Here is a 10,634-nt window from a genome sequence, read left to right on the forward strand (position 1 = left end):
GCCCTGCGGGGTCAGCTCCACCGCCAGCTCGCCGGCCAGCAGTTGCTGCTCAAACAACGGGTTGTCTCCCACGTAGGAGGCCACCACTTTGCTGACCTGCCGCGTCTCCAGCAGCAGGCCGAGGCCGAAGTCCGCCACCCCGCAGTTGTTAGAGACCACGGTCAGCTCCCGCGCCCCGCGGCGGCGCACCTCGGCAATCAGATTCTCCGGGATGCCGCACAGGCCAAATCCGCCCGCCAGCACCGTCATGCCGTCCTCCAGTCCTTCCAGCGCCTGTTGATAGCTGGCGACGCGCTTGTCCAGTCCCGCCATTGTTTGATCTCCTCGTGGGTCGTGCAGGCATCATCCGGGGGCGACACTCATCTGTTAATTTTAAATTTGTGAAGGATTCATCAGTTTTCTAAATGAATAAATTGTTAAATCAATGTTTTCATAACGTTATAAGAAATTGAAATGAGAATGAGCATCAAACAGTTACGCGCGTTTTTAGCGGTAGCTCACACTCTGAATTTCGCCCAGGCCAGCGAAAAGCTGAATATGTCCCAGCCGGCCATGAGCCTGGCCATCAATACTCTGGAGGAGGCGCTGGGGGGCCAGCTGTTTACCCGCACCACCCGCCGGGTGCAGCTTACGCCGGAAGGCGACACCTTTTTCCCGATGGCCCGCCAGCTGCTGGCGGACTGGGACAACACCGAAGAGGCAATGCGCCAGCGTTTTACCCTGCAAACCGGCAAGGTGTCGGTGGCGGCGATGCCGTCGTTTGCAGCCAACGCCCTGCCCCGGGTGCTGAAGGCGTTTCGCGAGCGCTACGGCGGGATTAACGTCACCGTCCACGACGTGATTAACGAGCAGGTGATCGAGATGGTGGCCGAAGGCCGGGTGGAGATGGGCGTTGCATTCGAGCCGCAGGCCTCTGCCAGCCTGCACTTTACGCCGCTGGGCACCGATCGCTTTGTGGCGGTGGTGTCGCGGGAAAGTCCCCTGGCGCAGCGGGGACAGCTGAGCTGGCGGGAGCTGCTGGCCCACGACTTTATTACCCTCCAGCGCCCCTCGGCGGTGCGGCTGCTGCTCGAGGAGCGGCTTAACGCCCACGGCCATCCGCTGAAAGTGGCTTTTGAAAGCCACCAGCTGGTTACCGTCGGCCACATGGTGGCCTGCGGACTGGGAGTCAGCGCGGTGCCCGCACTGTGCGAGTCGCAGATGACGGCGCTCGGCGCGGCGTGTCTGCCGCTGGGCAATCCGGTTATCGAGCGGCAGATTGGCGTGATCCGCACCCGCCACGGGCAGCTGTCGGCGGCGGCGAGCGCGCTGCTGGCGACGTTTCGGGCGCAGTTCAGCCTGCGCTGAGCGACCGCGTGTTATGGCCGCGTTACTGAAACATTACCGTTTTACCAGGGCACCGGAGGCGCGCCGGACGCCGCTGCCGGCAAAGTGGCTGGCGCAAATCCTCGCCGGCTTCAGCGCGACAAACCCTGACAAACCGCGCTATGCGGGCATTTCACCCGCTCGGAAAGCCTTTTCCCCTCCTCTTCAACCGCAGATAAACCACTAAACGTTTTAGTCAGCCCGAGGCAAAAGAGTTGATGGATTTCACATTTTAGTAAAAAAAACCGCCCTGGAATCCGCTATCGCTTGTTGTACGACTGCTTGAGGGATAAATTCTTCTGTAACGTTACACTAAAACGATACAGAAGCTTCAAATGCTGATGTATGCCCTGAGATGAGGAGGAGCAAAATGGCGAATATTCGCGAGGTCGCCGCGCTGGCGGGCGTGTCCATCAGCAGCGTCTCCAACGTCCTCAACGGGCGCGTCGACCAGATGCGCAGCGAGACCCGGGCCCGCATCGAGCAGGCAATCGGCGAGCTGAACTATCAGCCTAACCGCATCATTGCCCAGCCCAAAAAACGCCAGCCCAGGATATTCGGCCTGCTGGTTCCCTCCATTGTGAACCCGAGCTTTGCGGCCCTCGCCCACGAAGTGGAGCTGGCCGCCAGAAAGCAGCACTACCGGATGCTGCTCGGCAGCGCCGGACGCCGGGAAGAGGAAGAAGCAGAATTTATTGAAGACCTGTTCTCCCAGGGCGTTCGCGGCCTGATCGTCGCCGCCAGCGACCTGCGCAAAACCCATTTTGCCAGGGCCGCTGAACAGGGCATGGTCATCATCAATTATGACAACCGCCAGGCCTGGAACTTCAGCGATCTGCCGGGGCTGTACGACAGTATCTCAATGGATAATGCCGAGGCCGGGCGCATCGCCGCCGCCCACCTGCTGGAGCGCGGGTGCCGCAATATCGTCTTTGCCACCGAAGCGAGCCTGACTCCGGGCCGCAGCCTGAAAATCGACGGCTTCCAGACCGTCCTGCGCCAGCACCAGATGGAAAGCCGCGGGCAGGTGGTTGAAGAGAAAGCCGCAGGCGGCTACGGCGATAGCGAAATGAGCGAGCTTGGCTACGCACTGGCGGCGCGCATTCTGCGGCTCTCCCCGCGCCCCGACGGCGTTGTGGCCGTCAATGATGCGCTGGGTATTGGCCTTATCGCGGGGCTGCGCGACGCGGGAGCAGCCGTGCCGGAAGAGATTTCGGTTATCGGCATCGACAATGTTCCGCTCTCCCGGATGACCCGCCCCGCCATGAGTTCCGTGATGGCGCCGCTGGGCGATATTGCCTCGCTGATGGTGGAGCGGCTGCTGCAGCGCATCGCCGATCCCCGAACGCCGCCGGAAGAGTTTCTTTTTACTCCGTCGCTTGAGGCCCGCCAGTCCGTTCGCGAAGCGGGCCCCTGACCCTGCGCCAGCACTGCCCCTGTGCCGACGCCGCGCGTCGATCAGGCCATCTGTATCCCGATGATTAGAATAGAAGGAAGAACAACATGCACAGTCACCAGTCCGGTTCATCGTCCGACACCGCGGTAAAACCCAATACCCTTTGGGTGCTGATGGGCGTTTCGGGCAGCGGAAAATCTGTTGTGGCCCGGCGGATGGCCGCGGCGCTGGATATTCCGTATATCGACGGGGATTTTTTACACCCGCGCAGCAACGTCGACAAAATGGCGGCCGGCCATGCGCTGGACGACAGCGATCGCCAGCCGTGGCTGGAGGCGCTCAACACCGCCGGCTACTCGATGCTGAGAACCAATCCGACGTCGCTGATTATCTGCTCGGCCCTGAAAAGGCGCTACCGCGATACCCTGCGGAAAGGCAACCCCGGCGTGCGCTTCCTGTTTCTCGACGGCAGCTTTGAGGTTATTGAAGCACGCCTCAAGCAGCGCAAAGGGCACTATTTCCGCAGCGCGATGCTGACCTCGCAGTTTGAGACGCTGGAGCGCCCGCAGGCCGATGAGACTGACGTTGTAACCATTGATATTAATCACTCCATTGATGACGTTATTGCCGACTGCCTTGAAAAAATAAAATAACAGTACGTCCGTTTACCATCTGTGGACATTTTGCCTCAGGGAACACTCCCCTACGATTCCATTTGAGTAAATTGGAAAAAAATTATGACTCCAAATAATGTTCAAGCCATTGAACGCAGCGCCATAAAAAAGCTAACGCTAAATATTGTACCGCTGATGATCCTGCTCTATTTCCTGGCATTTCTGGATCGAAATAACATGGCCTACGCGGCCACCGCGCTGGAAAGCAGCCTCGGTCTGACCGCTTCGGCGTTTGGTTTCGCCTCGGGCATTTTCTTTATCGGCTACTTTATTTTTGAAATCCCCAGCAATGCCGGGACGATTAAATTCGGTCCGCGCATCTGGTTTGCGAGGATCCTTATCTCCTGGGGGATATTCGCTACCCTGCAGGGTTTTGTCCGCACCCCGACCGAACTCTATATTTGCCGCTTTATGCTCGGTGTGTGCGAGGCCGGCTTCTTTCCGTCGGTAGTCTATTACTTCACGGTCTTTTTCCCGGAAAAGTACCGCACCAAAATTCTCGGGCTGTTTATTATTGTTCAGCCGCTGTCGAACGCCATCGGCTCGCCGATCTCCGGCTTGATTCTCAATATTGACCACGCCTGGTTTGGCTTTGAGCCGTGGCAGCTGCTGTTCATTCTGGAAGGTATTCCGCCGCTGGTGATCGGCCTGTTCCTGCCCTTTATCATTAAAAACTCCCCGCGCGAAGTGAACTACCTCAACATCGAAGAGAAGTCGTGGCTGATTGAGAATACCGAGCGCACCCGCTCGGGCTCGAAAATTACCCTCGCCGACTTTATGAAGGGAATGAAGAACAAAAAGTACCTGCTGTACGCGATGCTCAACTTCGGCATGGTTTGCGGCATCTACGGATTTGGCATGTGGCTGCCGTCGATCCTGACCGCCATTTCCGGGGACGATATTTTCCACGTCAGCCTGATAGCGCTGCTGCCTTATGGCCTGGCCGCCTGCCTGGTCTATCCGTGGAGCCTGTGGGCCACCAGGACCAAAAAAATCGCCGTGTTCGCCGGGATCAGTATGGTGACCGCAGCCGTTGGCCTGCTGGGCGCGGTGGCCTTCTTCCACTACAGCCTCTTTATTGCGCTGGGCTTCCTGTGCATCGCCGCTATCGGGATCTACACCGCCGGCCCCTGCTTCCTGTCGATGCCGGCTAACGTCTCTACGGGCAGCGCCACCGCCGCCGGGCTGGGCGTGGTTAACTGCATTGGCAACATCGGCGGTTTCGTCGCCCCTTACGCCGTCGGGGTGCTGAAAGATGTCACCCACAGCAACACGCCGGGGCTTATCTTTTTATCACTGTGTTTAGTCATCACGGGGCTCGTTTGCATCTTCTACTGCGCGAAGCAGCGGGAAGGCGTAATTCACTCCTGATTCTCTTATCCGTATTACGCAACGAGGAATTAATTATGGGAAATCTGACAGGTAAAAAAGCGTTTATCACCGGTGCCGAACAGGGCATTGGCCGGGCCACCGCCGAGCAGCTTATCGACGCCGGCTGCGACGTGTTCCTGCACTACCACACCAAAGAGGAAGGCCCAAAAGAGCTGGTTGAGCTGGCAAAATCTCGCGGCGTTAAGGCAGCCTATCTCAACGGAGACCTCACCTCCGAGGAGCAGGCAAGCAAATGTGTCCACGCTGCGGCAGAGTTCCTCGGCGGAATTGATATTCTGGTCAACAACGTCGGCGGGATCATCGGGCGCAAGTGGCTCGGCGAGATTGACGCCGACTTCTGGCACAAGGTGATCGATGTCAACATGACCAGCATGCTGAACATCACCCAAACTGCGCTGCCGTTCCTGAAAGCCGCGAAAGACGGCGCCAGCGTGATCAACCTGGCCTCGCTGGCCGGGCGCGCGGGCGGCCACTCCGGATCGCTGGTCTACTCCACCACCAAAGGGGCGATCCTGACCTGGACCCGCTCTCTGGCGGCCGAACTGGGCGAGCACGGTATCCGCGTTAACGCGGTAGCGCCGGGCCTTATCCTCGGCACCACCTTCCACAACCGCCACACCACCAAAGAGTCCGCCGACGCTACGGTGCGCCAGATCCCGCTGGGCCGCGGCGGCAACGCCGACGACGTGGCCCGGGCGATCAGGTTCCTCGCCTCGGAATACGACGGCTTTATCTCCGGCGCCACGCTGGATATCAACGGCGGTATCTACCGCATGTAGCCCGACCCGGGGCGGGCGCCGCGCGCCTGCCCCGCTTCCTGTTCGCTGTTTTCGTTCCCCGCACTAAAACCCAAGGCTGTCCAGCAAATCGTCCACCTGATCCTGGCTGGCAACCACGCCTGCCCGGCTGGCGTCCACCTGCGGGCCGTTCAGCAGGCTGCCGCCGGACGGCGCCTGGCGCGGAGGCTGCTCCGGCATATTCTCCAGCAGCACCATCAGCAGCTGGCGCTCAATCTCCTGAATCACGTCCAGCATCCGCTTGATCACCTGGCCGGTGAGATCCTGAAAGTCCTGCGCCATCATGATCTCCAGCAGCTGGGCGCTGGTGGCGGCGGTATGGGTTGGCACTTCCGCCAGATAGCGGCGGGTATCCACCACCAGCTCGCGGGCGTCCGCCAGCTCAAGCGGGCTGTCAAACCAGCCGTCCCAGCGCTCGCTCAGTCCCTTCGCCCCCTGCTCCAGACTCGCCTGGTGCGGCTGGGAAAGCTCGACGCTGTTGAGCGCGCGATCGGCGGCGCTGGCGGTCATCTGCACCACGTAGTCGAGCCGGTCCCGGGCGTCCGGAATGGCTTCTGCCGCTTCGGCAATCGCTTTGTCCAGCCCCAGTTCGCGCAGGCTGTCGCGCAGCATGCGGGTCAGGCTGCCGATGCGGGCAATAATGTCGGCGGCGGGATCGCCGACGGCGTGCGTTGCTGGCTGCGTCATTGTCCCTCCTTAAAGCCCCAGTTTTTCGAAAATCTTGTTCAGCTTCTCTTCGAGGGTCGCTGCGGTAAACGGCTTCACCACGTAGCCGCTGGCCCCCGCCTGGGCGGCGGCAATAATGTTCTCTTTTTTGGCCTCGGCCGTGACCATCAGCACTGGCAGCGCAGCTGTTGCCGCCCCGGCGCGGATGGTTTTCAGCAGCGCCAGGCCGTCCATATTCGGCATATTCCAGTCGGAAATCACGAAGTCGAAGCCGCCCGCCTGCAGCTTGTTAAGCGCATCCACGCCGTCCTCGGCCTCTTCGACGTTATGAAATCCCAGCTCTTTAAGCAGGTTACGCACAATGCGGCGCATGGTAGAAAAGTCGTCCACCACCAGAAACTTTAGCGCTTTATCCGCCATTCACTTCCACTCCTTTTAGATACGAATTGCCTGTCCGGCACTGATTTTTGCCAGCATCTGCTGGCCGATATGACTGAGATCGACAACCTCGCTGACGCCGCCGCACTGGATAGCCTCCCGCGGCATACCGAACACCACGCAGCTGGCTTCGCTCTGGGCCAGCGTCCAGGCACCGGCCTGGCGCATGGCGTTCAGGCCCTGCGCGCCGTCGGCACCCATGCCGGTGAGAATGACGCCGACCGCGTTGCGCCCGGCATACTTCGCCACCGAGTAAAAGAGTTCGTCCACCGACGGCCGGTGGCGGTTCACCGGCGGGCCATCGTGGATCTGAATGTGGTAGTTTGCGCCGCTGCGCCCGAGGATCATGTGCCGGTCGCCGGGGGCGATATAGGCGTGGCCGGGCAGCACCCGCTCGCCCTCCTCGGCCTCTTTCACCGTTATCTGACACAGCTTGTTAAGGCGATCGGCAAAGGAGCGGGTAAAGCCCGGCGGCATGTGCTGGGTGATGAGTATTGCCGGGCTGGTCAGCGGCAGCGGCTGGAGCACGTGGCGAATCGCCTCGGTGCCGCCGGTAGACGCGCCGATAGCAATCAGCTTCTCCGAGCTGAGCAGCGGCCCGGCAGCCAGCAGCGCGGGCGCGGGCAGCGGGCGGTGCGCGCCAATCCGCGCCGCGGCGGCAGCCCGGACTTTTTCACCAATCAGCGCGCTGTAGGCCAGCATGCCTTCACGGATCCCCATTTGCGGTTTGGTCACAAAGTCCACTGCCCCCAGCTCCAGCGCGCGCAGGGTAACTTCTGAGCCGTTGCCGGTCAGGGACGACACCATTACCACCGGCATCGGGCGCAGGCGCATCAGCTTCTCCAGGAAGTCCAGCCCGTCCATGCGCGGCATCTCCACGTCGAGGGTCAGCACGTCGGGATTAAACTTTTTAATCAGGTCCCGCGCCGCCAGCGGGTCCGGGGCGGTAGCAACCATCTCCATGTCGGCGTGGCCGTTAATAATTTCGCTCATGATCTGGCGCATCAGCGCCGAGTCGTCCACCGACAGCACTCTGATTTTTGCCATTACTTCGCCTCCTGCAGCGCGTATACCGTCTGCCCCCGCAGCACCAGCTCCGGCACCAGGTGGCTAAAATTCTCCGAGTGGCCGGCAAACAGCAGCCCGCCGGGTTTGAGCAGCGGCACGAAGCGCCGCAAAATGGCCTGCTGGGTTGGCCGATCGAAATAGATCATTACGTTGCGGCAGAAAATGGCGTCAAACGGGCCCGGCAGCGCGTACTGCCCATCCAGCAGGTTGAGCAGCGCAAAGTCGACGCTGCCCGCCAGCGCCTGGCGCACCCGGACCAGGCCGTCGTGAGGCCCGGTGCCGCGCATAAAGTAGCGGGAAAGCTGCTGCGCCGAGAGGGTTTTCAGCTCGCTCTGGCGGTAGATACCGCCGCGCGCGGTGTCCAGCACCTCGCTGTCGATATCGCTGGCAAAGACCCGCCAGCGGCCCGGAACGCTACCGAGGGTATCGGCAAGGGTCATGGCGATCGAATAAGGCTCTTCGCCGGTGGAGGCCGCCGCGCTCCAGACGCGGTATTCGCCCCGTCGCGCGCTGGCGTGGGCGGCGAGCACCGGAAAGTGGTGCGCCTCGCGAAAAAAGGCGGTCAGGTTGGTGGTAAGGGCGTTGATAAACGCCTGCCACTCGGGGCTCTGCGGATCCCGCTCAAGCTCGGCGAGATAGCGGCCAAAATCCTCTATCTGCAGCTGGCGCAGGCGGCGCACCAGCCGGTTGTAGACCATATCGCGCTTGTGGTTCGCCAGCACGATCCCCGCCCGCTGGTAAATGAGCTGGCTTATCCGCTGAAACTGGGCGTCGGAGAGCGCCAGGCGCTGCGTCATCTGCGTAAGCAGTGACGAGTGTCCGTCGGGCAGAATCGATGTCATAGGCCTACTGTCGAAGCGTTCAGAAGCGACAGCTCCTGGATCCATAAGAGATGTGGCAGTTATCGGCGCGGCGCGGCGGAACTTTATACCCGGGTTAAAAATAGCGGCGCTGCGGCATCAGAAGGTGATATCCACCAGCAGCGTGTCGCTGTAAGTGCCGGCGGGCGGCGTATCCGCCCGGCTGGTAAGAATGCGGGCCGTATAGGTATAGCGCCGCACGGTGCCGTCGGTGCTGACGCCGCTGGCGGCGGCGCTCTCCCAGCGCTGGGCCCCCACGCTGCCCCAGCGGCTGGCGGTGCTGCCTTTGAAAATATCGTAGCTCAGGTAACTGCTGCCGCTTTTCATGCGCCGGACGCTGCCGCTGGCGTTGACGCCGTTATCAATGCCCACGCTGTAGGTACTGCCTTTAGTGCAGCTGACGGTAATGTCCTGCGTCACCGGCGAGAAGCTGTTCGCCAGCGGCGCGCTGCCGAAGTTAAGGTCCGGCGCGCTAATGGCGACGCAGTCATTGGTGATGGTCATGTCCAGCTGCGTCGTAACCATCGCACTGCTCACCTCCGGCGAACCGACGCACAGCCCGACCAGGCTCACCAGGCAGATGCTGTACTCAATGTTGAGGGTCAGGGTGACCCGATAGCGCCCGGCGCTGACGCTGGCCCCCGACAGGGTGCGGAAATAGACCGGCATGCGGTAGGCGCGGCTGCCGAGGCTGATGAGGGATCCGCCGCTCCAGGTGATGCTTTTACCGATGGCGGTCTCCGTGCCGTCGTTGCAGGAGGTGCCGCCGCACACCCGCAGGGGAATAAGCTGCGTTTCCGCCGGATTGTCGCCGTTTTTTAACGCCGCCCGGGTGCCGGATATCGCAGAGGCCCCCACAATGGTCATTGTGACCTTATCGCTGGAGAGCAGGCCCAGCAGCTGGTCGCAGGTGACGGTAAGATTGGCCGAGGTTTGCTGCTCGCCGCCGCTGTTTTTCACCGTAAACGAGGAGAAGGTGCCGAAGGATCCGTTTTCCATCGCCGAGGTGCAGGCCGCGCGCAGCGGCGCGCTGGCCGCTGCCAGCAGCACCACCAGCAGAAACAGGACGCGTTTACCCATTACGGAGCCTCCCGACAAACCAGCGGGCCGTAGGCTTGCATCCGCCGCTCGGGGTTAGGCTTCAGTACCAGCGTTACCCGGCAGCGCGCGCCCTGCGGCGTAGTCACCGTCAGCAGGTTCTCCTCGCGCAGGTCCTCCAGCCAGGCCATACCGTCGTAACCCACCAGCACATCCGGACGCTCCGGCCGGCTGACCCGGCTGGACACCGGCAGCGGCTGGTCGCGCGCGTCGTGCAGGATAACGCTCGCCGCCCGGGCAGTATCTATTTCAAAGTTAATCAGGGAGCCGCTGTTGCGGCGCAGGGCCACCCGGCGCTCGCTCTGCTTAAGCTGACTTTCGGCGGGCAGATCCATGCCGTTGATGCTGTAGCTGGCGGGATACCAGCTTGAGACGCGGCTGACCAGCAGATAGCCCCTGCTGTTAGTGGTGCCCACCGGCTGGTGCTCGTAGCTCACCGGTATCCCCGCCTGCCCGCTGGTGCTGACTACTGCGAAAGCATCGTCAATACGGTTAGCAGCAAACAGCTGTCCGTCCATCATCACCAGCGATCCCATCGCCTCGCCCCACCAGTTCATGCTGTTGGTCTCCCCGTAGCCGCCGCCCAGCAGCTCAACGTGGCTATTGCGCCAGCCCAGCGACGCCTGCTGGTAGTTGCTGGTGCGCGACTGCCGGGCCCAGGCCATATTCCAGCTGTAGCCGCCGTCGGTAGGCATGCTGCGGCTGTAGTCTACCCGCTGGCTGCTGCCGGAGCCCGGCGCCGAGCGGGTGCTGAAGGCAACGTTATTATTGCCGCCCAGCGGCACCTGCAAAGAGAGGCCGAGGTTCCACGCGCCCTGCTGCTTGTCGCGGCTGGCAGCGAGGTTGAAGCTGCTGCCGCGCCACAGGCTGCGGCTCCAGG

At 61.6% G+C, this 10,634-nt stretch carries 12 protein-coding genes; 5 read left to right on the forward strand and 7 right to left on the reverse strand.

Annotated elements, in window-relative coordinates:
• The coding region (locus tag QZ766_RS02725) for a CoA-transferase (RefSeq protein WP_297196987.1) at positions 1 to 312 on the reverse strand (312 nt) is incomplete at its 3' end.
• Positions 313 to 453: 141 nt separating this feature from the next.
• Between QZ766_RS02725 and QZ766_RS02730 the strand changes: the two genes are divergently transcribed.
• The 5 genes from QZ766_RS02730 to QZ766_RS02750 all read left to right on the forward strand — a co-directional run bounded on the left by QZ766_RS02730 (position 454) and on the right by QZ766_RS02750 (position 5,606).
• Positions 454 to 1,347, forward strand: coding sequence for a LysR family transcriptional regulator (locus QZ766_RS02730; RefSeq protein ID WP_297196989.1), 894 nt, complete (start codon positions 454 to 456; stop codon positions 1,345 to 1,347).
• Between the two features lie 388 nt (positions 1,348 to 1,735).
• On the forward strand, positions 1,736 to 2,782 hold the full coding sequence (locus QZ766_RS02735) for a LacI family DNA-binding transcriptional regulator (protein ID WP_297196991.1): 1,047 nt from the start codon (positions 1,736 to 1,738) through the stop codon (positions 2,780 to 2,782).
• A gap of 86 nt (positions 2,783 to 2,868) precedes the next feature.
• Positions 2,869 to 3,414 (forward strand): gluconokinase, GntK/IdnK-type, encoded by a 546-nt coding sequence (locus QZ766_RS02740; protein WP_297196992.1) that lies wholly within the window; start codon positions 2,869 to 2,871, stop codon positions 3,412 to 3,414.
• Between the two features lie 156 nt (positions 3,415 to 3,570).
• Entirely contained in the window at positions 3,571 to 4,806 is a 1,236-nt protein-coding gene (locus QZ766_RS02745) for an MFS transporter (protein WP_297197009.1), read from the forward strand.
• A gap of 35 nt (positions 4,807 to 4,841) precedes the next feature.
• Positions 4,842 to 5,606, forward strand: coding sequence for an SDR family NAD(P)-dependent oxidoreductase (locus QZ766_RS02750; RefSeq protein ID WP_297196994.1), 765 nt, complete (start codon positions 4,842 to 4,844; stop codon positions 5,604 to 5,606).
• Positions 5,607 to 5,669: 63 nt separating this feature from the next.
• Here the strand turns inward: QZ766_RS02750 and cheZ are convergent, their stop codons facing one another.
• The 6 genes from cheZ to QZ766_RS02780 all read right to left on the reverse strand — a co-directional run.
• Entirely contained in the window at positions 5,670 to 6,311 is a 642-nt protein-coding gene (gene cheZ, locus QZ766_RS02755) for a protein phosphatase CheZ (RefSeq protein WP_297196996.1), read from the reverse strand.
• A 9-nt stretch (positions 6,312 to 6,320) separates the two neighbouring features.
• The gene (cheY, locus tag QZ766_RS02760) at positions 6,321 to 6,710 is read right to left on the reverse strand and encodes a chemotaxis response regulator CheY (protein WP_297196998.1); all 390 of its coding nucleotides are present in this window, start codon (positions 6,708 to 6,710) and stop codon (positions 6,321 to 6,323) included.
• A 15-nt stretch (positions 6,711 to 6,725) separates the two neighbouring features.
• Positions 6,726 to 7,775, reverse strand: a complete 1,050-nt coding sequence (locus tag QZ766_RS02765) for a chemotaxis response regulator protein-glutamate methylesterase (protein ID WP_297197000.1) — start codon at positions 7,773 to 7,775, stop codon at positions 6,726 to 6,728.
• Positions 7,775 to 8,638, reverse strand: a complete 864-nt coding sequence (gene cheR, locus QZ766_RS02770) for a protein-glutamate O-methyltransferase CheR (RefSeq protein WP_297197003.1) — start codon at positions 8,636 to 8,638, stop codon at positions 7,775 to 7,777. Before cheR ends, QZ766_RS02765 begins: the two co-directional genes overlap by 1 nt.
• Positions 8,639 to 8,755: 117 nt before the next feature.
• Positions 8,756 to 9,736, reverse strand: coding sequence for a spore coat U domain-containing protein (locus tag QZ766_RS02775; protein WP_297197005.1), 981 nt, complete (start codon positions 9,734 to 9,736; stop codon positions 8,756 to 8,758).
• A partial coding sequence (locus QZ766_RS02780; protein WP_297197007.1) for a fimbria/pilus outer membrane usher protein occupies positions 9,736 to 10,634 on the reverse strand: 899 nt, incomplete at its 5' end. The genes QZ766_RS02775 and QZ766_RS02780, both read right to left, overlap by 1 nt.

It is taken from the genome of uncultured Pluralibacter sp. (genome assembly GCF_913775985.1).
In the GTDB taxonomy this organism is placed as follows: domain Bacteria; phylum Pseudomonadota; class Gammaproteobacteria; order Enterobacterales; family Enterobacteriaceae; genus Pluralibacter.